The following is a 25283-nucleotide window of genomic DNA, read 5'->3' on the forward strand; positions in this document are numbered from 1 at the left end:
TATGCGGACACCGATGATGAGCGCAGGGCACAAGACCGGGATCGTCGCGAAGATGAAGCGGCGCGGCGGGCGTGGCGATCAGTCGCCGCTCGGCACGTGGTTCTGGGATATCGACCGGATGCTGCTGCTGCTGACGCTGTTCCTGATCGCGATCGGGCTGATCGCGGTGGCCGCGGCGTCGCCAGCGACCGCGGTGCGCTATTCGGGCGAGCATCACAAACTGACGCCGCTCTATTATTTCTGGCGTCAGCTGATGTGGGTCGGCGTCTCGATGCCGGTGCTGTTCGGGGTGTCGATGATGCCCGTCGCAATGGCGCGGCGCATGGCGCTGACCGCGGCGGCGGTGCTGCTGCTGATCCTCGCGGTGACCCCGTTCGTCGGATCCGAGGTCAACGGTGCACGCCGCTGGATCGGCTATGGCTTTGCGCAGTTCCAGCCGTCCGAGTTCTTGAAGCCGGTCTTCATCGTCACCGTCGCCTGGCTCCTGTCGTTGCGCGCGAAGGATCCCGAACTGCCGACCGTTCTCATCACCGGTGGGCTGACCGGCACGATCGCAGTCATGCTGATGCTGCAACCCGATTTCGGCCAGACGATCATCTATTGCACCGTGTGGATGGCGTTGCTGATGATCGCGGGGACACCGATGCGCGTGATGGCGGGCCTCGTCGGCTGCGTGCCGGTCGGGCTGGTGGCCGCCTATATGTTCTACGGCACGGCGCGGTCGCGGATCGACGCGTTCTTGTTCCCGGGAATCGAGGGCGAGGGCGCGTCGGATCATTTCCAGACCAATGCCGCGCACAACACGCTGACCGCGGGCGGCTGGACCGGTACGGGCCCCGGCGGCGGCATCGCCAAGTTTGGGCTGCCCGAGGCGCATACCGATTACATCTTCTCGGTGATCGGCGAGGAATTCGGGCTGATCGCCTGTTCGGTGATTGCGGTGATCTTCCTTGCGATCGTCGTGCGCGTGTTCGTCAAGCTGCTGGACGAACAGGACGAATTCAAGCTTCTGGCCTCGGCCGGGCTGGCGACGCAGTTCGGCGCACAGGCGCTGGTCAGCATGGCGGTGAACACCGGGCTCGCACCGTCCAAGGGCATGACGCTGCCGTTCATCAGCTATGGCGGGTCGTCGATGATCGCCTTGTCGGTCGGCATGGGGTTGCTGCTGGCGTTTACCCGGCGCAATCCGTTTCTCACGCGGAGCCCCTATGTCGTCCGCTGGAGTGGTGGATGACTGTGAATCAACGTCCCCGGCATTTCGTGCTCGCGGCAGGCGGGACCGGCGGTCACATGGTGCCGGCGGCGGCGCTTGCCGCTGAGCTGACGAGGCGCGGTCATCGCGTCGCGCTGGTCAGCGACGAGCGCGGCGTGCGGTTCCCCGGATTGTTCGAGGGAATCCAGACGCATGTCCTTCCCGCCGGGCGCTTCACCGGCGGACCGCTGGGCTGGGCCAAGGCGACCCGATCGATGTGGCGCGGGCGGATGATGGCACGCGAACTCTATCGCACGTTCAAGCCGGCGGCGGTGATTGGCTTTGGCGGCTATCCCGCGCTGCCCGCGCTGCTGGCGGCGTTCGCGAATCGGATCCCGACCGCGGTGCACGAGCAGAATGCGGTGCTGGGGCGGGTGAACCGGCTCGTAGCGCGCCGCGTCGACGCGATCGCGACCTCGTCCGAACCGACCGAACGGCTCGCGTCCGGGCTCCTCGCCAAGACGCATCTCGTCGGCAATCCGGTGCGCGAGGCGGTACTCGCGCTACGCGCCAGGCCCTATCCGCTGCTCGAGGAGGATGGCATCTTCCGCGTGCTCGTGACCGGTGGCAGCCAGGGCGCGAGCATCCTGTCTCAGGTCGTCCCCGATGGTCTGGCAATGCTGCCGGTGACGTTCCGGCGGCGGCTGCAGGTCACGCACCAGGCGCGGATCGAGGATATTGACGCCGTGCGCGCGCAATATGCCGAGCATCACATCCCGGCCGAGCTCGCCACCTATCTGCCCGACATGCCCGAACAGCTTGCCTGGGCGCATCTGGTGATCGCGCGCGCGGGCGCCTCGACGATCGCGGAGCTGACCGCGGCGGGGCGGCCGGCGATCCTGGTGCCGTTGCCGGGCGCGACTGACGATCACCAGACCGTCAACGCGCGCGAGATCACCCGCGCCGGCGGCGCGCGGACGATCCGGCAGGGCGACTTCACCGCGGTCGAACTCGCCAAGCAGATGCAGAAGCTCGGGCTCGACCCGGCCGCATTGCAGAACGCCGCGGGACGCGCGCGCAGTTGCGGACGGCCCAATGCCGCGAGCGATCTGGCCGATCTGGTCGAAAGCCTCGATGCGCCGGTGTCGCGACTGCCGGTCGGGCGCCCATCCAAGCCAAAGGTACAATTTGCATGAAGGGTGTAGCGACCGATATCGGCACGATCCATTTCGTCGGCATCGGCGGGATCGGCATGTCGGGCATCGCCGAGGTGATGAAGAATCTCGGCTACCGCGTGCAGGGGTCCGACGTGGCCGAGGGCTATGTCGTGCAGGGCCTGCGCGACAAGGGCATTCCGGTCGCGATCGGCCATGCTGCGGAGAATATCGGTGACGCGGCGGTGGTGGTCGTCTCGACCGCGATCGTTCGGTCTAACCCCGAAGTCGAGGCGGCGCTCAACGCGCGCGTGCCCGTGGTGCGGCGTGCGGAGATGCTGGCCGAGCTGATGCGGCTGAAGTCGACCGTCGCGGTTGCCGGCACGCACGGCAAGACCACGACGACGTCGATGGTCGCCGCGCTGCTCGATGCGGGCGGGGTCGATCCGACCGTGATCAATGGCGGCATCATCAACAGCTACGGATCGAACGCGCGACTGGGTGCGAGCGACTGGATGGTGGTCGAGGCGGACGAGAGCGACGGCAGCTTCCTGCGGCTCGACGGGACGATCGCGGTCGTCACCAACATCGATCCCGAGCATCTCGATCATTACGGATCGTTCGACGCGGTGAAGGATGCGTTCGTCGAGTTTGTCGAGAACGTGCCCTTCTATGGCGCGGCCTTGTTGTGCCTCGATCATCCCGAGGTGCAGGGGATCCTGCCGCGCGTGCGCGATCGGCGGATCGTGACCTACGGCTTCTCGGCGCAGGCGGATGTCCGCGGCGTCGAGGTGACGCCGATCCCGGGCGGCAATCGCTTCGATTGCGTGGTGCGGACTCGCGACGGTGCGACGCGGACGATTGCGGGGATCGAGATGCCGATGCCCGGGCGGCACAATGTCCAGAACGCGCTGGCCGCGATCGGCGTCGCGCTGGAACTGGGGATCGAGGATGCGACGATCCAGCAGGGCTTTGCCAAGTTCGGCGGCGTGAAGCGGCGCTTCACCAAGGTGGGCGAGGTTCCGGTCGAGGGTGGCGGTGTCGCGATCATCGACGATTACGGGCATCACCCGGTCGAGATCCGCGCGGTGCTGGCCGCCGCGCGCGAGGGCGCGAAGGGGCGCGTGATCGCGGTCGTGCAGCCGCATCGCTATTCACGGCTCGGCAATCTGATGGAGGATTTCCAGACCGCGTTCAACGACGCGGACCGGGTGCTGGTGACGCCGGTCTATGCGGCGGGCGAGACGCCGGTCGAGGGCGTCGATGCGGCGGCTCTGGTCGAGGGGCTGAAGCGGCGCGGCCACCGGTTTGCGGGCGTGGTCGCGGATGCGAATGCACTGGCGGCCGAGCTGGCGGCGACGATCGAGGCGGATGACATGGTCGTCTGCCTCGGCGCGGGCGACATCACGAAATGGGCGGCCGGGCTGGCCGATGCGATCGCGGTCGAGCGTTCGAAGGTGCCGGCGTGAACGCTGCGACACCTTGCGTCCCCGCGAATGCGGCGACCCAGACTGGGTTCCCGCCTTCGCGGGAGACCATCAGGGGGAGCGTCGAGGCCGGTGGGTCGCTTGCGGACTTCATCTGGTTTCGTACCGGCGGGCCTGCCGAATGGCTTGTGCGGCCGGCAGATGTCGAGGATCTGGCCAGGTTGTTGAAGACCCTCGATCCGTCGACGCCGGTCCTGCCAGTCGGCGTCGGCTCCAACCTGATCGTGCGAGACGGCGGTGTGCCTGGGGTCGTGGTGCGGCTGCCCAAGGCAATGGCGAAGGTGGCGGTTCAGGACGGTCGCGTTCGCGCAGGGGCGGGGGCGATGGGGATTACCGTCGCCAGCGCTGCGCGCGATGCGGGGATCGCCGGGCTGGAGTTCCTGCGCGGGATCCCGGGGACGGTCGGCGGTGCGGTGCGGATGAACGCGGGGGCCTATGGGCGCGACGTCAGCGATATCCTGATCGAGGCCACCGTCGTCACGCGCGACGGGGCGGTCGAGACCTGGCCGGCGGCGCGGTTCGGCTATGTGTACCGGCATTCGGACCTGCCCGCGGGTGCGGTGGTGGTCGAGGCGGTGTTTTCGGGCACACCCGGCGAGCCTAGCGTTATCGGGGCCGAAATGGACCGGATCGCCGCCGAGCGCGAGGCGTCGCAGCCGTTGCGGTCGCGCACCGGCGGCTCGACGTTCAAGAATCCCGAGGGGCACAAGGCCTGGGCGCTGATCGACGCCGCCGGGTGCCGCGGGCTGACTCGCGGCGACGCGCAGGTCAGCGAGAAGCATTGCAATTTCCTGCTGAACCTCGGGTCCGCGTCGAGCGCGGAGATCGAGGCGCTGGGCGAAGAGGTACGGACCAAGGTGAAGGCGCATTCTGGAGTGACGTTGGAATGGGAAATCCAGCGGGTCGGGGTGGCGAAATGAGCGGCGCTCTTCACATCGCCGTGCTGATGGGCGGCTGGTCGGCGGAGCGTGAGGTCTCGCTGATGTCGGGCAATGGCTGCGCCGATGCGCTCGAATCGCTCGGTCACCGCGTCACGCGGATCGACATGGGGCGCGACGTCGCCGCCCGGCTCGCGGAAGCCAGGCCTGATCTCGTGTTCAACGCGCTGCACGGGACGCCCGGCGAGGATGGCTCGGTGCAGGGGCTGCTCGACCTGATGGGGTTGCGCTATACGCATTCGGGGCTTGCGACCTCGGTGATCGCGATCGACAAGGTGCTAACCAAGCTGCTGCTCGTCCCGGCCGGTGTACCGATGCCGGGTGGGCGGATCGTCCGGTCGGTCGACCTGTTCGAGGGGGATCCGATGGCACGCCCCTATGTGCTCAAGCCCGTCAACGAGGGGTCGTCGGTCGGCGTGGCGATCGTCACCGACAGCGGCAATTACGGCAATCCGATCGCCCGCGACGCGGTCGGGCCGTGGATCGACTTCGACGAACTGCTCGCCGAGCCCTATATCCGCGGGCGCGAGCTGACGACCGCGGTGCTGGGCGGTCGCGCGCTCGGCGTCACCGAACTCAAGCCCAAGAGCGGCTGGTATGATTACGACGCGAAATATACCGACGGGATGACCGAGCATGTCTGCCCGGCGGACATTCCCGACGAGATCGCCGACGCCTGCAAGAGCCTCGCGCTCGAGGCGCACCGGTTGCTCGGCTGCAACGGCGCATCGCGCTCCGACTTCCGCTGGGACGACGAGCGCGGGGTCGACGGGCTGTTCCTGCTCGAGGTCAACACGCAGCCGGGCATGACCCCGCTCAGCCTCGTGCCTGAACAGGCGCGGCACATCGGCATGAGCTATGCCGAGCTCGTCCAGGCGATCGTCGACGAGGCGCTGTCGGATCATCCGCTCGCGCCGGGCGGGGCGCCATGAGCCGGACGATCAAGCGCGGCCCGCCACCCAAGCGGCCCGCCCCGCGGCGCAAGGTCGCCGTCAAGAAGGTGTCGGTGCTTGACCGGCTGGTCGGGATGCTCCCGGTCAGCGAGGAAACGCTGAAGAAGATCGCGACCTGGTCGATCCTCGGCGCGGGCGGCGCGGTCGTGATCGCGGCGGCGACCTGGATCGGCATCCCCGGCATGATCGGCGGCGCGATGGCCGAAGGCGCCGGGCGCGCAGGGTTCAAGGTCGACCAGATCGAGGTCACCGGCCTGAAACGGATGGACCGCATGTCGGTCTATGCGGTCGCGCTCGATCAGCAGAGCCGCGCGATGCCGCTCGTCGATCTCGAGGCGGTGCGCCAGAAATTGCTGCGCTATGGCTGGATCGCGGACGCGCATGTCTCGCGGCGGCTGCCCGATACTTTGCTGGTCGACATCGTCGAGCGCACGCCCGCGGCGGTGTGGCAGGACAATGGCAATCTGACGCTGATCGATGCGTCGGGCGTACTCCTGGAACCGGTGCAGCCCGATGCGATTCCGAACCTGCCGCTGGTGATCGGGCCCGGCGCGGACCGGCAGGAGGCGTCCTACCAGGCGCTGCTCGCCGCCGCCCCCGCGCTCAAACCGCGGGTGAAGGCGGCGACCTGGGTCGGCAACCGGCGCTGGGACCTGACCTTCGAGAGCGGCGAGACGCTGGCATTGCCCGAGGACGGGGCGCCGCGTGCGCTGGTGAAGTTTGCCGAGCTCGATGGCGCACGGCCGCTGCTCGGGCGTGGCTGGATCCGCTTCGACATGCGCGACCCGACCAAGCTGGTCGCGCGCAAGCCGGGTGCGAGCCTGGCGCACAGCGTCGACGTGCCCGCGCCGGTATCCAGCGAGCCACAGACGACTATACCGTCGCAGACGGCGGACGCGAACGTAACGGGCGGGGAGGGATGACATGGCGAAGGTGGCACCGGAAGGGCTGATCACGGCGCTTGATATCGGGTCGTCGAAGGTTTCGGCGATGATCGTGCAAAAGGGGGATGGCGGCGAACTGATCGTGCTCGGCACCGGCCAGCGCGAGAGCCGCGGCGTCAAGCGCGGCTATATCGCCGACATGGCGACGACCGAGGCGGCGGTGCGCGAAGCGGTCGAGCAGGCCGAGCGGATTGCGGGCATCAATATCGAGAATGTCTGGGTCGGCTTCTCGGCCGGCGGGCTCGTGTCCGACGTCGCCGAGGTCGAGTTCGAACTGGGCGGCCACCGCGTCGAGCAGCAGGATATCGATGCGTTGCTCGCGGCGGGGCGCAACTCGATCGATCCGCAGGGGCGGATGGTGCTGCACGCGCAGCCCGCGCTCTATACGCTCGACGGGCTGACGGGCGTAAAGACGCCGCTCGGGCTGCATGCCGACCGGCTTGGCGTGCATATCCATGTCGTGGCCGCAGACGGATCGCCGGTCCGCAATCTCGATCTGTGCGTGCGTTCGGCGCATCTCGAGGTGAAGTCGATCATCGCCTCGCCGGTCGCGACCGGACTCGCGTGCCTGAGCGACGAGGAGCGCGAGCTGGGCGTCGCGCTGGTCGAGATGGGGGCGGGGATCACCAATGTCTCGCTGTTCGCGGGCGGCATGCTCGTCGGACTGACCTCGATCCCGATCGGCGCCCAGGACATCACCGACGACATCGCCAGCGCGTTCGGCACGCGGCGGCAGAATGCCGAGCGGATGAAGTGTTTCCACGGTTCGGCCAATGCCTCCCCCCGCGACAATCACGACATGATCCCGGTCATGCCGATCTCGGCCGAGGACGGCGCGGGCGAGGGCGCGCAGATCACCAAGGCGCAGCTGATCAGCGTCATCCGCCAGCGCCTCGAACATCAGATGAGCGAGGTGCGCAATGCGCTGAGCACGCTCAAGTTCGAGGGGCCGGTGGGGCGCCAGGTTGTGCTGACCGGCGGCGGCGCGGAGCTGAAGGGCATTGCCGATTATGCGCAACAGGCGCTGGGGCGGTCGGTCCGGATCGGCCGACCGCGCGGATTGACCGCTCTGCCCGAGGCGCATGGCGGACCGGCCTTTGCGACGCTAGCGGGGTTGGCCTTCTATGCGGCGACCGATCCGATCGACCTGCGCGGTATTGCACCGCAGCGGACGATCGTTCACCGGCCGAAGGGAATCGGCATGGTCCGCAAGTTGATTCAGGCGGCACGCGCGAATTATTGAGAGTTTCGAAACGGCTGACGCTATTTCGGCTGGAACAGCCGGTAGCGTTGGTGCACACAGGTTAATCAGGGGCCCGGCCGTAGCGTATCACCGGGATGGGCGGAGAAGCAGGCGATGAGCATCGAATTTCTGAGTCCCGAAGTGGACGAGCTGGCCCCCCGCATCGCGGTGATCGGGGTCGGTGGCGCGGGCGGTAACGCGATCGCGAACATGATGAGGGCCGACGTCCAGGGCGTCGACTTCCTCGTCGCCAATACCGACGCGCAGGCGCTCAAGCAGTCGACCGCGCCGCAGCGGATCCAGCTGGGCACCAAGATCACGCAGGGCCTTGGTGCCGGCAGCCGTCCCGAGATCGGCCGCGCGGCCGCCGAGGAGACGATCGACCAGCTCGCCAAGATGCTCGAAGGCGCGCACATGTGCTTCATCACCGCCGGCATGGGCGGCGGCACCGGCACGGGTGCCGCCCCGGTCATTGCCAAGGCGGCGCGCGACATGGGCATCCTGACCGTCGGCGTGGTCACCAAGCCGTTTGCGTTCGAGGGCAATCGTCGCGCCAAGTCGGCCGATGGCGGCATCGAGGAACTGCAGAAGTACGTCGACACGCTGATCGTCATTCCGAACCAGAACCTGTTCCTCATCGCCAATGCGAACACGACCTTCAAGGAAGCGTTCTCGATGGCGGACGAGGTCCTCCAGCAGGGCGTCCGCAGCATTACCGACCTGATGGTCATGCCCGGCCTCATCAACCTCGATTTCGCCGACGTCCGTTCGGTGATGCAGGAAATGGGCAAGGCGATGATGGGCACCGGCGAGGCGAGCGGCGACAACCGCGCGCTCGAGGCGGCGCAGAAGGCGATCTCGAACCCGCTGCTCGACGGCGTCAGCATGCAGGGTGCCAAGGGCGTGATCATCTCGATCACCGGCGGCGACGACATGCGCCTGCTCGAAGTCGACGAAGCCGCGAATCACATTCGCGACCTGGTCGATCCCGATGCCAACATCATCTGGGGTTCGGCGTTCAACCAGGAGCTGGAAGGCAAGATCCGCGTCTCGGTCGTCGCGACCGGGATCGATGCGGACGCCAAGCCCGCCGTCGCGCCCGAGCCGACGCGCTCGTTCAGCTTCGGAATGGGACGGAAGAACGACGAATCGACGTCGTTCCGTCCGAGCGAGCCCGCAGCACCGACCGGCACGACTGGCACGGGCGACGAGCCGCTCGACCTGTCGAGCGCGGACGCGGTACAGTCCGGCACCACCGACGAGGAACTCGTCCTGGGCCAGGACAAGATGGTCCCCGCCGCACCGGCCGCACCGCAGTCCTATGCCCCCGCGCCGACACAGGCTGCGCCTGCACCCGCCCCGGTGCAGCCGCCGGTCCAGGCTCAGCCTGCGCCGCAGCCGACCGCGCGTACGCCCCAGGCGCCTGCCTATCAGGCTCCGCCGCGCTCCTACGCGGACGATCGTTATGCCGCTCCCACGCCCGCGGCCCCCGCGCCGATGCCGGCTGCGGACGAGGGTGGTGCACGCCGTCGCTGGCTCGCTCCGGGTGCGGAAGCTGCGCCCGAAGCCGCCACACCGGCGACGCCGCGCGTCAAGCTCGGTGGTACGCTGTTCGAGCGCATGTCAAATGCGGCGCGCGGCGCGGCCAAGGAAGACGGCGAGGCGGCCCCGACCGATCCGCTCGACATTCCGCGCTTCCTGCACCGCCAGAACAACCAGTAACGGCCTGCACAAAGGGGCGCGCCGGTTCGTCGCCGGCGCGCCCCGTCCTGGCGCGTAGCGCGCTGCGACATGTTGCCCGTTCCCGCGCGCTCGGGTCTAGCTACGGGCACCCATGATCTTCCCGACCCATCATCTCCTGACCGCGGCGCTCGCGCTGGTTCTGGTCACCGCCCCGAGCGGCGCGCGGGCGCAGGAAGTCGTCCAGCCCCTGCCCGGAACGACCGACGCGGATCGTCTCGGCGATACGATGCGGCAGCTCGCGTCAAACCCCCGCAACGTCGATGCGCTGGTACGCGCGGGAGATCTGTCGATCGGGCTCGGTGATGTGAGCGGTGCCGCGGCACTGTTCGCGCGCGCCGAGAAGGTCGATCCGCGCAACGGCCGGGTGAAGGCCGGTATGGCCTCGATCCTGGTCCGCTCCGAGCGACCGGGCGAGGCGCTGCGCTATTTCGCGCAGGCCGAGGCGTTCGGGCTCCAGCCGCGCTATTATGCCGCGGATCGTGGGCTGGCCTATGACCTGATCGGCGAACAGGATCGGGCCCAGCGCGACTATCGTGTCGCGTTGCGCGATGCCCCCGATGACGAGACTGTCCGGCGTTACGCCCTGTCACTTGGCATATCCGGCAAGCGTGATCTGGCACTGCAGCAGCTCGACCCGCTGGTCCTCAAGAAGGACCGCGGGGCGTGGCGTGCGCGTGCGTTCATCCTGGCGATGAACAATGACGTGCGCGGCGCAGAGACGATCGTCACGACGATGATGCCCGGGGCTGCGGCGCGCGGTCTGCAGCCCTTCTTCCAGCGTCTGCCGTTGCTTGCCCCGGCAGATCGCGCCTTTGCAGTACATTTCGGCGAAGTGCATGCGACGCCGCAACGGATCGCCGATGCGCGGATGACGCCCGTCCTGCCGCAACTGGGTGCAGATCCGACCGCGCCGGTGATGCTCGCGGCGGCCGAGCCGCAGCCCGCATCTCAGCCGACGGGCCGTGCCAAGGCAGCCGCCGATCGATCGGCTACCCGCCGCGACAAGACCGCACGGTCGGGTCGCGTCGAAGTCGCCGCTGTGACGCCGACGCCGACTCCGGCGCCAAAGCCTTCGCCCGTCCGCCCGGCGGCAACCGTGCAGGCGTCCGCACCGATGGTCATGGTCCAGCCGCTGCCCAAGCCACCGGCGGTGCTGGCATCGACGCAGCCGGTCCAGCGGCCGGCCGGTCCTGCAGCCGCCACGACGCTCGCACCGTCCGCGCCGACATCGACCTTCGTCCAGCCCCTGCCGGCCCGGACGACGTCGGTCGCGGCGGCGGACGCGAACCGGGTCTCGCAGGCGAGCGTGGCGGCGTCTTCGCCGGCCCGCGTACCCGATACGCCCGGTGCGCTGCCCTCTGCGATCGTCGCGCAGATGGCGGCGTTGCCGACCGCTTCAGCAACGACCGCCGGAACGACGCCGCCGGTGATGCCGCGGACCACGACGGCCCCGGTCACGGTGTCGTCGGCTGTCCCAACCACGCCAGCGGCGGCGGGTGTCGCCGCTACAACGCTTCCGGCGACGCCCGCCGCCGTCGCGCCCGGCATCGGGTCGACCCCGACGCAGGTCGCGGTCGCCGCCACGCCTGCTCCGACCGGGCGGACCATCCCCGTCAGCGAAGATTCGATCCTCGCACGAATCATTGCCGGGCTGTCGATCCCTGCTTCCGAACTCGGTGTCGCGCCGATCGCTCGGGCTGCACCCGTGGTGCCGGCGAGTCCTTCCGGGGTCGGCGCGGGCGACGACGCCGGCGCTCGTGCTCTCGCCGACGCGAAGGCCAAGGCGGAGCGCGATACCGCCGCCGAGGCGGAGGCGCTTGCCGCGACCCGGCTCGCCGAGGCGAAGGCGGCGCGCGCGAAGCTGGCGGCGGACAAGAAGATCGCCGACCGCAAGGCGATCGCCGACAAGAAGCTCGCCGCCGAAAAGAAGGCCGCCGCCGAGAAGAAGGCGATCGCCGACAAGGCAGCGGCAGAGGAGAAGCGGATCGTGCGCGCCAACCCCGAGCGCATCTGGGTCCAGGTGTCGACCGGCGCGACCGAGGGTGACCTGCCCAAGGCGTGGAAGGGCGTGAAGGCGAAGGCGCCGACCGTCGTCGGAACGCGCGGCGGCTGGACGGCGCCGTGGGGCGCAACGAACCGCGTGCTGGCAGGGCCGTTCAAGACCGCCGCGGAGGCGCGGACCTTCGTCAATGCGCTTGCCAAGGAGGGCGTCTCGACCTTCTCCTTCACCAGCGATGCCGGTCAGGTCGTCACGAAATTGCCCGCCAAGTGAGCGCGCGTGCGCCTTGGGCCTCGGACCCAGCGCGGAGCAAAGGTCGGCTTCACGAGGAACAGAACGGGACCGTCCGCGGCCCACGTGACGCGTTCCAGCGTGACCGTGACCGGATCATCCATTCGATCAGCTTCCGCCGGCTGCGCCACAAGACACAGGTCTTCATGGCGCCCGACGGCGATCATTTTCGCGTCAGGCTGACCCATAGTCTCGAGGTCGCGCAGATCGGCCGTGCGGTCGCCCGCACGCTCGCGCTCAACGAGGATCTGACGGAGGCGCTGTGCCTCGCGCATGACATCGGCCATCCGCCCTTCGGTCATGCCGGCGAGGATGCGCTGAAGATCGCGCTGACCGGGCAGGGCGGGTTCGACCATAATGGCCATACGCTGCGGACGCTCACGGAGATCGAGCGCCCCTATCCGCGCTGGAACGGGCTGAACCTGACCTGGGAAACGCTCGAGGGGCTGGCCAAGCATAACGGGCCGGTCCGCCACCCCGGCTGGGCGCTGCGCGTGGCGGATTCGGCGTTCGATCTTGCGCTCACGAGCTTCTCGTCGCTCGAGGCACAGGTCGCGGCGATCGCCGACGACATCGCCTATGACAATCACGACATTGACGACGGGCTGCGCGCGGGATTGCTGACGCTCGACCAGCTGATGGCGGTCCCGCTGATCGCGCGCGGCTGGGACGATACCTGCGCACGCTTCCCCGATGTCGAGCCGAAGCGGCTGATGGGGGAACTGGTGCGCTCGCAGATCGGCACGATGGCAAACGACCTGATCGCCGAAACGCGTCGCCGGATCGCGGCGAGCGGTGTCACCAGCGTCGAGGACGTGCGCGACGCGGGCGAATGCCTTGTCGGGTTTTCCGATGCGATGCGCGAGGAGGAGCGCGATCTGAAGCGGTTCATGTACGCGAACCTCTATCATCATCCGCGCCAGATCGCAGCGGCGGATGCCGCACACGGGATCGTGACCGGGCTGTTCGCGATCTATCACGACGATCCCGGCACGATCCCCGAGAACTGGCGCGATCGCCTGCCCGAGGCGGACCCGGATCGCAGCCGGCACATCGCCGACTTCATCGCCGGCATGACCGATCGCTATGCCATCTCGCGCTACCGCGAGCTGGTCGGGCCGATCGATCTGCCCGAGGGGTTCTGAAGCCCGGCCGATTTCGCGGGATCAATGTCCGCGCGAAATCGGCTGAGCCGCCAGTGTCTTAGCGTGCAACGGCGGCGATACCGCCGGCTGCGCCCGATGCTTCGGTCGTCGCGAAGGCGACCGGCACGCCGCCCGCCGTACCCGACACGCGGTCGCCGCGCACGATCAGGTGAAATGCCTGGCCCGACGGGAAGCGGCGGCCGTTGATGACCTGGCGGCCGTTCTCGACGCTGCTGGTGTAGACATAGGTGCTGCCTTCATACTCGAAGGACTGCTTGGCTTCCTTAGCCATGCCGATCGTCGAGGTGAGGGCGGCCGCCGCGGCGGCGAGGACGTATACGGTCTTGCGCATGATATGTGCTCCGCAGGGAAAGATCGTACCGGGCGCAATCGGGTGGTCACCCAGCTTTGATGCCCAGAAGATATTGCGGTGCAGCATAAGCAGCAATTGCAAAGGAGTCCGTCGCACTTGCACGGCGTGCACGGCAACCCTTGGTGCCGCGATTGGCATAATCCTGCGACACTCCCGGGCTAGGGCCAGACCGCAGGAGATGACGGATGACGCAGGCGAGCATCGCATTGAACCGGTTCGGAATTGGTGCGCGACCCGACGAGGTGGTCGGTAACGGCAGGGACTGGCTATCGGCGCAGATGCCGGCGTTTGTGATCCGCCCGCCGGCGATTGCCGCCGCCCCTGACAGCGCGCGCGTTGCAACCGATCTCGCGAGCTATCACCAAGCGCAACGTGCGGCTCGCGCGGCCGCACCACCGCCGGATGCCATGCGCACCGCGCCGGCGACACCGCCGGTGCGCAGCGACGCGGTGCGGGCCGCACGACAGGCGATGGGGAAGCAGGCGCGGGACGCTTACGGCGCTGCGGTCGCCGCGCGCGCGATCGCTGCGCTCACCACGCAGACTCCGTTCGTCGAGCGGCTCGTGCATTTCTGGGCGAATCACTTTGCGGTGTCGGCCGACCGGGTGACGGTGGTCGGGCTGGCGGGGACGCTTGAGTTCGAGGCGATCCGGCCGCACGTGCTGGGCCGGTTCGGCGACATGCTGGCGGCGGTCGAACGGCACCCGGCGATGCTGCTCTATCTCGACCAGGCGGTGTCGGTCGGCCCGAGCAGCGCACTCGGCATGCGGGTCGCGGCGCGGGGCGGGCGCAAGGTCGGGCTGAACGAAAACCTCGCCCGCGAAATCCTCGAGCTGCACACACTGGGGGTGCGCACCGGCTATGGCCAGGGCGACGTCACCGAACTCGCTCGAGCGATGACGGGGTGGACGGTGGCGGGCCTGGGACGTGGCGGCGGGCGGGATCAGGGCCCGGCGGGGCGGTTCCGGTTCGCGGCGGCGGTCCACGAACCCGGCGTGCGGATCGTGCTCGGCAAACGCTATGAGGAGGATGGCGAGGATCAGGCGCGAGCGGTACTTCGCGACCTCGCGGTGAACCCGGCGACCGCGACGCATGTCGCGACCAAGCTCGCCCGGCATTTCGCCGGTGACGTGCCGCCGCCCGCAATGGTCGCGCGCTTGCGGGCCGTCTTCCTCGAGACGGGCGGCGACCTGCCGAGCGTGTACCGCGTGCTGATCGCGTCGTCCGAGGCCTGGATCGAGACGCCGGTGAAATTCAAGACGCCCTGGGATTGGTCGATCGCGGCCATGCGCGCGCTGGGCATGACCAGTGTTCAGCCGGGCGCGATCGCCGGCCTGCTGACGCAGCTTGGCCAGCCGGTGTGGAAGCCCGGACAGCCGGCCGGCTATGACGATATCGCCGCGAGCTGGGCGGGGCCGGATGCGGTGATGCGCCGGGTCGAGGCGGCGGAGCGGTTCGCGTCGCGCGCGGGCGGGGCGATCGATGCCCGCAGACTGGCGGCGACGCTGTTCCCCGGATCGGTGAGCGCCGCCACGACCGCGGCGCTGGCGCGCGCCGAAAGCCCCGGGCAGGCGCTCGCCCTGCTGCTCGTCGCACCCGAATCGATGCGGAGATAAGCCATGCTCGACCGTCGTCACGTCATCACCTCCGCCATGCTCGGCGGCCTCGCCGGCGCCTTTGCGCCGCGCATGGCCTTTGCCCGCGCCGCCACCGCCAAGCGGTTCGTTTTCATCATCCAGCGTGGCGCGGCCGACGGGCTGGGGACGATCGGTGCGGTCGGCGACCCGGCCTTTGCAGGCGTTCGCGGCGATCTCGCCGCCGACTTCGCGTCGGGCGCCAGGCTCGACGGGTTGTTCGCATTGCATCCCGCGCTTGCGACGACCGCGGGCCTCTATGCGCGCAAGGAGGCGGTGTTCGCGCATGCGATCGCGTCCCCCTATCGCGACCGATCGCATTTCGATGGCCAGAACGTCCTCGAGACGGGCGGCGCCACGGCCTATCAGGTCAAGGACGGGTGGCTCAATCGCCTGCTCGACCTGCTGCCCGCGGACTCCGCGCGCGGCATCGCGGTCGCCGCGACCGTGCCGATGGCGCTGCGCGGCCGGCGGGAGGTCGCCTCCTATGCGCCGTCGAACCTGCCCGATGCGTCCGACGACCTGCTCCAGCGTGTCGCGATGCTGTATCAGGGCGACGCGCAGCTCCAAGGCCTGTGGAGCGAAGCGATGGCGACGCGAACCCTGACCAGCGACCTCGCCGCGGCGAACGGCCAGAACGCGGCGGCGACGGGCACGCTCGCCGCCCGCCTGATCGTGCCCGAGAACGGCGCCCGGATCGCGATGATCGAGACCGGCGGTTGGGACACGCATGCCGGCCAGCGCGGACGTCTCGCGGCTCAACTGAAGGGCCTCGATGCGATGATCGGCGCGTTGCAGACGGGGCTCGGGCCGCTCTGGGCGGAGACGATGGTCCTTGTCGCGACCGAGTTCGGGCGGACCGTCGCGGTCAACGGGACCGGCGGCACCGATCACGGGACGGGCGCGTCGGCGATGGTGCTGGGCGGCGGGGTCGCGGGCGGGCGCGTGATCGCCGACTGGCCGGGGCTGGGGGCAGGGGCGCTCTACGACGGGCGCGACCTCAAGCCGACGATGGCGCTCGACGCGTTCATCGGCGGTGCGGTCGCGGCGCATTTCGGCGTCGAGCTCGGCCGCGCGATGGCGACGCTGTTCCCGGCCAGCGCCCGGACCCTGGCGATCGAGGGGCTGGTCCGCGTCTGACCGGGCCGGTGCGGGATGAATTGAGCCCGGCCCTGCTTTGGGCTAGAGCCCCCGCTTCCTTACGATACCGGAATTGTCATGACGCTCTATACCCGCTTCGCCGCGCATATCGATGCGGCGCTCGATACGCTGACCGAGGCGGGGTTGTTGCCGGCCGGGCTCGACCGCAAGAACGTGACGGTCGAGCCGCCGCGCGATGCAAGCCACGGTGATCTCGCGACCAACGCGGCGATGGTGCTGGCCAAGCCCGCCAAGACCAACCCGCGCGTGCTGGCGGATGCGCTGGTCGTCGAACTCGGCAAGATCGAGTCCGTCGACAGCGCGAGCGTGGCGGGACCGGGCTTCATCAACATGAAGCTGACCGACGATGCCTGGCGCGGCGAGCTGGCCGCGGTGCCGGTTGCAGGCGCCGATTACGGGCGCTCGACGCTGGGCGACGGGATCACCGTTAACATCGAATATGTGTCGGCGAACCCGACCGGACCGATGCACATGGGGCATTGCCGGGGCGCAGTGGTCGGCGACGCGCTGGCCAGCCTGCTAGAATTCGCCGGCCACCGGGTGATCCGCGAATATTATGTCAACGACGCCGGCGGCCAGGTCGACGTGCTCGCGCGGTCGGTACACCTGCGGTACCGCGAGGCGCTGGGCGAGACGGTGACGATCCCCGAGGGCCTGTATCCCGGCGACTACCTCGTGCCGATCGGGCAGGCGCTGGCGAGCGAATATGGCGACCGGTTCGTCGGCGCGCCCGAAAGCGACTGGCTGGCGACGTTCCGGACGCGTGCGGTCGCGGCGATGATGGTGATGATCCGCGCCGATCTCGCGCTGCTCGGGATCGAGCATGAGGTATTCTCGTCGGAGGCGGAACTGCAGGCGCTCGGTAAGCCCGAGGCCGCGGAGGCCGAGTTGCGGTCGCGCGATCTGGTCTATGACGGCGTGCTCGAGGCGCCGAAGGGCGAGATGGCGGACGACTGGGAACCGGTCGAGCTGCCGCTGTTCCGCTCGACGCAGTTCGGCGACGATCAGGATCGGCCGATCAAGAAGTCGAACGGGTCATGGACCTATTTCGGTGCCGATCTCGCCTATCATTTCCAGAAGAGCCAGACCGCCGACCAGTTGATCGACATCTGGGGCGCGGATCATGGCGGCACGGTCAAGCGGATCGTCGCGGGCGTGGCCGCGCTGACCGGCGGCAAGACTCGGTTCGACGTGAAGCTGGTCCAGATGGTCCGGCTGCTGCGCAATGGCGAGCCGGTGAAGATGTCGAAGCGGTCGGGCAATTTCGTCACGCTGGCCGATGTCGTGAACGAGGTCGGCAAGGATGTCGTGCGCTTCACGATGCTGACCCGGCGGTCGGACGCGCAGATGGATTTCGACTTCGCCAAGGTGGTCGAGGCGTCAAAGGACAATCCGGTCTTCTACGTCCAATATGCGCATGCACGGATCGCCTCGCTGCACCGGCGCGCGGACGAGGCGGGAATCGCCGCGATCGAGGCGGACCTGTCCCGGCTTGATACGGACGAGCTCGCGCTGATGAAGCTCGCCAGCCAGTTCCCGCGGATCGTCGAAACCGCCGCTACGGCGCGAGAGCCGCACCGGATCGCGTTCTATCTCTACGACTTGGCCGCAGCGTTCCATGCGCTGTGGAATGTCGGCAACGATCGGCCCGAGCGGCGCTTCCTGGTGGTCGAGGATCCCGGCGCGACTGCGGCGCGGCTTTTCTTGGCGGACGCAATCGGGCAGATCATCCGCAACGGCCTTGCCATCATGGGCGTCGAGGCGGTTTCGGAGTTGAACTGATGGCCGACGAGATGAACCTGCGCGAGGAAGATCGACTGCCCTGGCTGGAGACGATCGAGTCGGACGATCGTGACGGCCCGCCGATCGCGCGTGTCGTCGCGCTGGTCGTGCTGGGGCTGGGTCTGCTCGCGGCGATCATCTTCGGGGTTTACACGCTGCAGAACCGCGTGCCGTCGGGCGACGGCCAGCTGATCGCCGCGCCGGCGACGCCGTACAAGGTGAAGCCGGATGCGGTCGGCGGCCTCAAGGTCAATGGCGAAGGCGACAGCGCGATCGCGACCAGCGCGGGCAAGGGTGCCGGCAATGGTGCGATCGACCTGACGGGCGTGCCCGAGGCGCCGGTCGCCGGACGCCGTGCAGTAGCGACGTCGACGGGGGCGGACGATCCTGCCGGCCGCAACGCGGTGGCGCAGGTGCCCGCATCGGGCGGCCGGCTGGTCGCGGCCCCGCCGCTGCAGGCGCGGCCGGCAGCGGCGGGCCCCGTCGCGAGCGGATCGCTCGTCCAGCTCGGTGCCTTTCCAAGTGCTGCGGTGGCCAATTCGGCATGGACCAACTTCGCCAAGCGCTTCAGCTATCTCGCGCCGCTGAACAAGTTCGTCGAGCCGGTCGCACGCGGTGGCAACACGCTGTACCGGTTGCGCGTCGATGCGGGCAGCGCGAACCAGGCCGCCGATATCTGCGGGCGGTTGCGCGTCGCTGGCGAAACCTGCTTCGTCGCCAGCTGATCGTCGCGCTGCGACAGGTTGAACGTGACGACGCAGGGGCGGTTCGCTAGGCGAGGCGCATGAAGCCCGTCATCTTCGGCCTGTCCGGCCCCGTGCTCACCCCGCAGGAACGCGCATTCTTTGCCGAGTGCGTACCGGCCGGATATATCCTGTTCAAACGCAACGTCGTCGATCGTGCCCAGCTGCGCGCGCTGACGGATTCGCTGCGCGCGCTGGCGGGGCGCGACGATCTGGCAATCCTGATCGATCAGGAGGGCGGGCGGGTCGCCCGGATGGGGCCGCCTGAATGGCCAAGTTTTCCCGCCGGACCGGTATTCGACGCGGCCTATGACCGCGCGCCGATGACGGCGATCCAGGCAGCGCGCGCGAACGCCCAGGCGCTCGGGGTGATGCTGAGCGAGGTCGGGATCACGGTCGACTGCCTGCCGCTGCTCGACGTCGCGCAACTCGACACGACCGAGGCGGTCGCCTCGCGCGCGTTCGGGTCCGATCCGATGCGCGTCGCAGCGCTCGGGCGTGCCACGCTGGAGGGGCTGGCCGCGGGTGGTGTCGTCGGGGTCGTCAAGCACATGCCCGGCCATGGCCGCGCGCGCGTCGACACGCACTATCACCTGCCCACCGTCACCGCCACCGATGCCGAGCTCGAGGTCGATCTTGAGCCCTTCCGCACGCTCAACCAGGCGCCGATGGGCATGACGTCGCATATCGTCTTTGACGCGTGGGACGCGGATCGCCCGGCGACGCTGTCGCCAATCGTCATCGACCGGATCATCCGCGACCGCATCGGGTTCGACGGCCTGCTGATGACCGACGACATCGATATGAAGGCGCTGTCGGGTACTGCGGGCGACAAGGCGGCCGGCGCGATTGCGGCAGGATGTGATCTGGTCCTCGACTGCTGGGCGCGCATGGACGAGATGGTCGAGATTGCCGGCCGGCTGGGTCCGATCTCCGCGGTGGCGCGGGCTCGTCTCGATCGTGCGATGGCGTCAGTGGGGCCGGCACAGGGACGGTTCGACGACCTGGTTGCGACCCGGGATGCGCTGCTCGACCGGGCCATGCAGGACCCTGCCGAAGTCTAATCGGCTCACGAGCGGGCTGCGACGGATGCGTGGATGCTGTACGCAGCGCGGATGGACGATGCACAGCTGACGCTGGATCTGGATGGATGGGAGGGACCGCTCGACCTGCTGCTGTCGCTCGCGCGGGCGCAGCGGGTCGATCTGCGGACGATCTCGATCCTGTCGCTGGTCGAGCAATATCTCGCCTATGTCGATGATGCGCACACGCTCAAACTCGAACTCGCCGCGGATTATCTCGTGATGGCAGCGTGGCTGGCCTATCTGAAATCGGCATTGCTGTTGCCCCGCGATCCGTCGGTCGAGCCCGATCCGGATGACCTCGCGCGCCGTCTCCAGCACCGTCTCGAGCGGCTCGACGCGATGCGCGAGGCGGGGGCGCGGTTGATGGCGTGCGACCGGACGGGGCGCGACGTGTTCGTTCGCGGCGCGCCCGAGGGGCTGCGGACGGTCCGCAAGGCGGTCTGGACGGCGGAGATCTTCGACCTGATCGCGGCCTATGGGCGTGTATCGGGGCGCACCCGGCCGGTGATGCACGTGGTGGTGGACCGCGCGGTCATGACGCTGGAGGCGGCGCTCGAGCGCGTGTCGATGATGGTCGGCGAGCGGCTCGACTGGAGCAGGATCGAGGCGTTCCTGCCTGCATCCGCGATCGTGCCCGGCGCGGAGCGGTTTCGTCGCTCGGCTCTCGCATCGAGCTTCGTCGCGGCGCTCGAACTGGCGCGGCAGGGGCGTGTCGAGCTGCGGCAGGCGGCGCCCTTTGCCCCGCTCTATCTGCGCGCCACGCCGGCATGACGCGGCCCGATGCGTTCGTCCGCGCGGTCGAGGCGGTGCTGTTCGCCGCCGACGCGCCACTGACGCTCGATGCGATCCGCGCGCATGTCGGGGCGATCGCGACGGCGCGCGACGTCCGCGCCGCGATCGAGGTGCTGGTCGAGGACTATGCCGGCCGCGGCTTCGGGATCGTCCGGCGCGGCGATCGCTGGCAGTTCCAGACCGCGCCCGATCTTGCCCATGTGCTGCGTCGCGAATCCGAAGAGCCGCGGCGACTGAGCAGGGCGGGGATCGAGACGCTGGCGATCATCGCCTATCACGAGCCCGTCACCCGCGCCGAGATCGAGGCGATCCGCGGCGTCCAGATCTCCAAAGGGGTGCTCGACGTGCTGATGGAGGCGGACTGGGTCCGGCCCGCGGGGCGGCGCGAGGTTCCGGGGCGGCCGCTGCTCTATGCCACGACCGCCGCGTTCCTGGTGCATTTCGGGCTCAAGACCCGTCGCGACCTGCCGGGGATCGACGATCTGCGTGCTGCGGGGCTGCTCGATCCGGTCGATGTCGACGTCGAGGACCGTACAGATCGCGGCAGCCATGAAAGCACTGTGGCAAAGCGTGACGATGACGCCTAGATAGAGGCAGGTTTTCAGGAGAATTGTCATGGGCGGATTCAGCCCGATCCATCTGCTCGTTCTTGCGGTCGTCGCGATCCTCCTTCTGGGCGGCGGTCGGTTTTCCAGCCTGATGGGCGACGTTGCCAAGGGCGTTAAGAACTTCAAGAAGGGCATGGCCGAGCCTGACGACGAGACGCCGGCCAAGCCATCCGCGCGTATCGAAGCTCAGAAGACCGCCGATCCGGCGTTCGATCGCGATGGCAATCGCGTCCGCGAAGACCGCTGAGCCGCGCTTGACGTTCCCAGACTCGACGGGTCCAGATAGGCGCGCCTGAATGTTCGATATCGCTCCGTCCGAATTCCTGCTCGTGGCGTTCGTCGCGCTTGTCGTGATCGGTCCGAAGGACCTGCCCAAGGCGATGCGCGTCGTCGGCTATTGGGTCGGCAAGGCGCGCGGCGTCGCGCGGCAATTCCGGTCGGGCTTCGACTCGATGGTCCGCGAGGCGGAGCTCGAGGAAATGGAAAAGCGCTGGGCGTCGGAGAACGAGCGGATCATGCGTGAGCACCCGCCGACCGACACCGCGCAGATCGTCCATTCGCCCGAACCCGACATCCATCACGATCTGCCGTCGTCCGAACCCGTGATGGTCGAGAAGCCCGTCGTGCTCCCGGCGTCTGATAGGCCGGCGTCGGTTGGCCTCGATATCGAAGCGCCGGCCCCGGATCACCGGGACAGCGTCGACGTGACACCCGGGCAGGATCGGCACGAACACGCCGTACCGGCTGCCACGCCGTCCGACGCGCGGACGGGCAAGTCCGACGTAGCGTCGTCGTGACCGACTTCCAGACTGCCGAGAGCATAGCGTCATGAGTGAGATCGACGAAAGCCGGGCCCCCTTGCTCGACCATCTGATCGAGTTGCGGCGGCGGCTGCTCTATTGCATCGCCGCGCTGGTCGTGACGTTCGCCGTGGCGATGTATTTCGCCGAGGATATCTTCGGCTTCCTCGTCCACCCGCTCCTTGCGGCGGGGCAGGATACGGTGATCTACACCGAGGTGTTCGAGGCGTTCTTCGTTCAGGTGAAGGTCGCGTTCTTCGCGGCGATGATGCTGTCCTTCCCGGTTATAGCGAACCAGCTGTGGCAGTTCGTCGCCCCCGGCCTGTACAAGAAGGAGAAGAACGCGCTCCTGCCGTTCATCCTCGCAACCCCCGTGCTGTTCCTCACGGGCGCGGCCATGGCCTATTATGTCGCGATCCCGATGGCGCTCCACTTCCTGCTGGGGTTCGACGGCGTGGTCGGCGGCGTGAAGCGCGAGGCGCTGCCGGCGATCGGCAACTACCTGTCGTTCACGATGCAGTTCCTGTTCGGTTTCGGCATCGCCTTCCTGCTGCCCGTGCTGCTGATGCTGCTCGAGCGCGCCGGGATCGTTACCCGCAAGCAGCTGGTCGGCGCGCGCCGCTATGCCATCGTCGCTGCGTTCGCGATTGCTGCGGTCCTGACGCCCCCGGATATCGGGTCGCAGCTGCTGCTCGCGATCCCGCTGACGATCCTTTACGAATTCGCGCTGATCGGCATCTGGTTCACCGAGCGCAGCCGGGCGAAGGCCAAGGCGCAGGATGAGACGTCGGACTCTACCGATATCGCCGAAACGCACTGAGCGATCGGCGCCAGATGTAAAAACGGGGCCCGGTGCAGCTGCACCGGGCCCCGTTTTCGTATCTCAAGCGCAAAGGCTTACTTGGCGTCGCTCGCGGTCTTCGCCACGGTGCGGCCGGCCGAGCTCACGTCCTTGCCAGCGCCTTCGACGGTGTTGCATGCCGACACGATGAGCGCGCTGGCCACAACGGCCAATCCAACCAACTTACGCATAATACTTCCTCCTAGAAGGGCTTGAATGCCACCGAGGGGAGAAATGTACGGGCGCGGGTTTCGTTCCGTTGGTGCAACCAGGCATGCATCTGATTTGGAATGATAAAGGCCCGGAAGCGTCACCGGGGGGGGGAGGGTGATGCTTCCGGGCCTGTCACTTGGATAGCGAGAGCGGGGGGGCATAAAGTCGCTATCCGAACTATAGAACGGCGTTCGGGAAAGGTGGTTCCTGCCGTTTTCAAGTTTTTTTCGACGAGGTGTTTCGTCGTGCTCAATCGCGCCCGATGACGGCAAAGGCGATCTCATACGCGCCGACCAGCGGGTCATGATGGAGCGCTGAGCGCAACTGGCGTGAAAGGCCTTCCATTACACGGCCATAGCGCGTTGCTGCCTCGCGGAGCGCGTCGCTCTCGATGAGCGCCCGCGAGACGACGCGGAGCACTGCGCGGTCGGGCGTGGCGCCGGGCTGGATCGATACGCGGATCTGTGCCGAAGGATCGCAGGTCATCGCCAGCTCGATCGTTTCGGTCGCAAGGAACGCGACCGCGACGGCGACGTCCTGATTGACGAGGAACGGAGCGACGTCGAGCGTGATGCCGAGACCATGCAAGCGATCGGGGGCGGTGGCGCGGATGTTGGCGGACAGCTCGCCGAGCATCGTGCGCATGTTGAGCCCGCGATTTTCCTCGAGCTCGGCGAAGTGATTGCGGTGCACGACCGCCAGCGCGTCGACCCGGCGCTGGATCGACGAATAGGCCTCGGTCGCGTCGGCGCTGCGTGCACTGCGGGCGTGGAAGTTGATCAGGCTGGAGATCACCTGCAGGTTGTTCTTCACCCGGTGATGCACTTCGCGCGTCAGCTTGGTCTGTCGCACGAGCCCGGCCGCCAGGCCCGCTTCGTGCGCCGCCACGGTCCGGCTGATGACCTGGAACGTATCGCCGAGCTCGCGGATCTCCTGCGCGGGTATGGTGCGGACGGTGCCGGTATCAATGACCTCGCCCGGCGTGAACGCAGCGACCGCGGCGCGCAATTGCCGCAAGGGACGGATCAGCAGGCGGTCGACGACGAACCAGCCGATCCCCGCTGCCGCCGCCCACATCAGCAGCGGCAACAGCAGCGCGATTATCAGCGACGAGGTAATCGGTGCGCTGCGGATGCTGGTGCGCAGCGCAAGGCCCGCGACGCCAAGGTCCGTACGCATCGTCTCCAGCCGGTCGAGCGGTGCCTCGTCGTCGATCGATTCGAGGAGCAGCGCGTCCTGTCCGAGCATCAGCGCACTGTTGAATTCCAGGGTCTGGTTGGACGGCCGGCCGATCCGTTCGAGGAAGGGTTGTGGGAAATAGGCGCGTGCCGACGTCTCGCCGCCGGGGCCGGTGATCGCGAGGACCAGGCCGCGGTTCGGGACGATCGCGGCGGCAACGGGATTGCTGGTCGAATCCAGCGCGACGGCTTCGGGCAGCGCGCGCCCGCACAACACGCGGCCGGCGCGGTCGGTGATGACGAAGCGCGTACCCGAGGAGGCCTGCTGCGCGAACACGCCCTGTGCGCGGGCGCAGCTCGGCGCATCGGCCGGGTCGAAGCCCAGCGCGTTCACCGCGACGCGCAACGCGGTCATGTCACCGATCAGTTCGATGGCGATCGATCGTGCGCTTTCTGCCGCAGCGACCCGCAACCGTGCACGGGCTTCCGCATCGGCGACACGCGTCGTCTGCAACGTGGCGAAGATCGCGATCAGCGCGAGCGGCAGAAGCGCTGCGCTGAGGATCAGGAAAAGCTTGGCCCCGGTGGGGAGACGCCCGATCGCGGTGGCGATCTGCGACGGTGGACGAGCCGCTGTCGCATCGGCGTCAACGGAGCTGGTGTCGGTCGGAGTCTCTGTGGAGCCCGGGACGGCAGGTGACGGGGTGCCGGATTTGCTCACGGAACCGGTTGGCGAGGCCATGCGGCCCGCCCTCAGTCCAACTTGCCGAGCAGCGCCAGAAACTCGTCAGGAACGGCTTCCTCGACGGTCTGCTGATAGACCGACCGCAATGCCGTTCCCATCTGCCGATCGCGGGCCGTGTCGCGCGGCTTGCCGGTGCCCTTGCCGGCGGGAGTGCCGGCGGGAGTTTCGTTCTGCGTGTCGTGGCCCAAACTCAAAATTTCCCCCTGCACGACGCACGTAAGATGATGTTTACCATAGGC

Annotated in this window: 24 protein-coding genes; 20 read left to right on the top strand and 4 right to left on the bottom strand. The window is 68.2% G+C overall.

Translation table 11 applies throughout. The annotated features are described in order from the left end of the window. Position 1 precedes the first annotated feature (1 nt). The 10 genes from FHY04_RS02185 to FHY04_RS02230 all read left to right on the top strand — a co-directional run bounded on the left by FHY04_RS02185 (position 2) and on the right by FHY04_RS02230 (position 13089). Positions 2-1234 carry an FtsW/RodA/SpoVE family cell cycle protein gene (locus FHY04_RS02185; protein WP_409349142.1) on the top strand — a complete coding sequence of 411 codons (1233 nt, stop codon included), beginning with the start codon at positions 2-4 and terminating at the stop codon, positions 1232-1234. Beyond that, entirely contained in the window at positions 1231-2388 is a 1158-nt protein-coding gene (gene murG / locus FHY04_RS02190; protein ID WP_031395403.1) for an undecaprenyldiphospho-muramoylpentapeptide beta-N-acetylglucosaminyltransferase, read from the top strand. The genes FHY04_RS02185 and murG overlap by 4 nt, the downstream gene beginning before the upstream one ends. Beyond that, positions 2385-3815 (top strand): UDP-N-acetylmuramate--L-alanine ligase, encoded by a 1431-nt coding sequence (gene murC, locus FHY04_RS02195; protein ID WP_037528407.1) that lies wholly within the window; start codon positions 2385-2387, stop codon positions 3813-3815. The genes murG and murC overlap by 4 nt, the downstream gene beginning before the upstream one ends. Next, the gene (gene murB, locus FHY04_RS02200) at positions 3758-4753 is read left to right on the top strand and encodes a UDP-N-acetylmuramate dehydrogenase (RefSeq protein WP_183935234.1); all 996 of its coding nucleotides are present in this window, start codon (positions 3758-3760) and stop codon (positions 4751-4753) included. Before murC ends, murB begins: the two co-directional genes overlap by 58 nt. Continuing rightward, positions 4750-5703, top strand: a complete 954-nt coding sequence (locus tag FHY04_RS02205) for a D-alanine--D-alanine ligase (protein ID WP_056405395.1) — start codon at positions 4750-4752, stop codon at positions 5701-5703. Before murB ends, FHY04_RS02205 begins: the two co-directional genes overlap by 4 nt. Next, positions 5700-6647, top strand: a complete 948-nt coding sequence (locus tag FHY04_RS02210; RefSeq protein ID WP_056405396.1) for a cell division protein FtsQ/DivIB — start codon at positions 5700-5702, stop codon at positions 6645-6647. The genes FHY04_RS02205 and FHY04_RS02210 overlap by 4 nt, the downstream gene beginning before the upstream one ends. Before the next feature lies 1 nt (position 6648). Then, a complete protein-coding gene (gene ftsA / locus FHY04_RS02215; RefSeq protein ID WP_183935235.1) occupies positions 6649-7911 on the top strand; it encodes a cell division protein FtsA in 1263 nt (420 codons plus the stop codon). 114 nt (positions 7912-8025) lie between these two features. Beyond that, positions 8026-9633 carry a cell division protein FtsZ gene (gene ftsZ / locus FHY04_RS02220; protein ID WP_107932278.1) on the top strand — a complete coding sequence of 536 codons (1608 nt, stop codon included), beginning with the start codon at positions 8026-8028 and terminating at the stop codon, positions 9631-9633. A 112-nt stretch (positions 9634-9745) separates the two neighbouring features. Further along, positions 9746-11926: a tetratricopeptide repeat protein gene (locus tag FHY04_RS22390; RefSeq protein WP_183935236.1), complete on the top strand. Its 2181-nt coding sequence runs from the start codon at positions 9746-9748 to the stop codon at positions 11924-11926. Then, entirely contained in the window at positions 11923-13089 is a 1167-nt protein-coding gene (locus FHY04_RS02230) for a deoxyguanosinetriphosphate triphosphohydrolase (protein WP_311723326.1), read from the top strand. The genes FHY04_RS22390 and FHY04_RS02230 overlap by 4 nt, the downstream gene beginning before the upstream one ends. A 58-nt stretch (positions 13090-13147) precedes the next feature. On the opposite strand, the gene FHY04_RS02235 is transcribed toward FHY04_RS02230, so the two are convergent. Beyond that, positions 13148-13441 carry a hypothetical protein gene (locus FHY04_RS02235; RefSeq protein WP_037531548.1) on the bottom strand — a complete coding sequence of 98 codons (294 nt, stop codon included), beginning with the start codon at positions 13439-13441 and terminating at the stop codon, positions 13148-13150. Between the two features lie 206 nt (positions 13442-13647). Here FHY04_RS02235 and FHY04_RS02240 point away from each other — a divergent pair, with 206 nt between their 5' ends. The 10 genes from FHY04_RS02240 to tatC all read left to right on the top strand — a co-directional run bounded on the left by FHY04_RS02240 (position 13648) and on the right by tatC (position 22887). Continuing rightward, complete coding sequence (locus tag FHY04_RS02240) at positions 13648-15078, top strand: DUF1800 family protein (protein WP_183935237.1); 1431 nt, start codon at positions 13648-13650, stop codon at positions 15076-15078. A 3-nt stretch (positions 15079-15081) separates the two neighbouring features. Further along, on the top strand, positions 15082-16236 hold the full coding sequence (locus tag FHY04_RS02245) for a DUF1501 domain-containing protein (RefSeq protein ID WP_183935238.1): 1155 nt from the start codon (positions 15082-15084) through the stop codon (positions 16234-16236). A 78-nt stretch (positions 16237-16314) separates the two neighbouring features. After that, entirely contained in the window at positions 16315-18039 is a 1725-nt protein-coding gene (argS, locus tag FHY04_RS02250) for an arginine--tRNA ligase (protein ID WP_056680197.1), read from the top strand. After that, complete coding sequence (locus FHY04_RS02255) at positions 18039-18764, top strand: SPOR domain-containing protein (RefSeq protein ID WP_107045989.1); 726 nt, start codon at positions 18039-18041, stop codon at positions 18762-18764. The genes argS and FHY04_RS02255 overlap by 1 nt, the downstream gene beginning before the upstream one ends. A gap of 59 nt (positions 18765-18823) precedes the next feature. Continuing rightward, positions 18824-19846: a glycoside hydrolase family 3 protein gene (locus FHY04_RS02260; RefSeq protein WP_183935239.1), complete on the top strand. Its 1023-nt coding sequence runs from the start codon at positions 18824-18826 to the stop codon at positions 19844-19846. Between the two features lie 33 nt (positions 19847-19879). Next, positions 19880-20638: a ScpA family protein gene (locus FHY04_RS02265; RefSeq protein WP_260171269.1), complete on the top strand. Its 759-nt coding sequence runs from the start codon at positions 19880-19882 to the stop codon at positions 20636-20638. Further along, a complete protein-coding gene (scpB, locus tag FHY04_RS02270; RefSeq protein ID WP_183935240.1) occupies positions 20635-21246 on the top strand; it encodes an SMC-Scp complex subunit ScpB in 612 nt (203 codons plus the stop codon). Before FHY04_RS02265 ends, scpB begins: the two co-directional genes overlap by 4 nt. A gap of 28 nt (positions 21247-21274) precedes the next feature. After that, positions 21275-21514 (top strand): twin-arginine translocase TatA/TatE family subunit, encoded by a 240-nt coding sequence (locus FHY04_RS02275; RefSeq protein ID WP_031394888.1) that lies wholly within the window; start codon positions 21275-21277, stop codon positions 21512-21514. Positions 21515-21563: 49 nt separating this feature from the next. Next, on the top strand, positions 21564-22064 hold the full coding sequence (gene tatB / locus FHY04_RS02280) for a Sec-independent protein translocase protein TatB (protein ID WP_183935241.1): 501 nt from the start codon (positions 21564-21566) through the stop codon (positions 22062-22064). A gap of 31 nt (positions 22065-22095) precedes the next feature. Then, positions 22096-22887, top strand: a complete 792-nt coding sequence (gene tatC / locus FHY04_RS02285) for a twin-arginine translocase subunit TatC (protein ID WP_031394886.1) — start codon at positions 22096-22098, stop codon at positions 22885-22887. Between the two features lie 77 nt (positions 22888-22964). Here the strand turns inward: tatC and FHY04_RS02290 are convergent, their stop codons facing one another. The 3 genes from FHY04_RS02290 to FHY04_RS22395 form a co-directional block, all read right to left on the bottom strand. Further along, the gene (locus tag FHY04_RS02290) at positions 22965-23099 is read right to left on the bottom strand and encodes an entericidin A/B family lipoprotein (protein ID WP_031394885.1); all 135 of its coding nucleotides are present in this window, start codon (positions 23097-23099) and stop codon (positions 22965-22967) included. A 271-nt stretch (positions 23100-23370) separates the two neighbouring features. Beyond that, positions 23371-24912, bottom strand: a complete 1542-nt coding sequence (locus FHY04_RS02295) for a histidine kinase dimerization/phosphoacceptor domain -containing protein (RefSeq protein ID WP_311723588.1) — start codon at positions 24910-24912, stop codon at positions 23371-23373. Between the two features lie 140 nt (positions 24913-25052). Next, positions 25053-25238: a NepR family anti-sigma factor gene (locus tag FHY04_RS22395; protein ID WP_146163677.1), complete on the bottom strand. Its 186-nt coding sequence runs from the start codon at positions 25236-25238 to the stop codon at positions 25053-25055. Between the last annotated feature and the right edge of the window lie 45 nt (positions 25239-25283).

The organism is Sphingomonas sp. BK481 (genome assembly GCF_014194875.1).
GTDB classification, from domain to species: Bacteria; Pseudomonadota; Alphaproteobacteria; order Sphingomonadales; family Sphingomonadaceae; genus Sphingomonas; species Sphingomonas aerolata.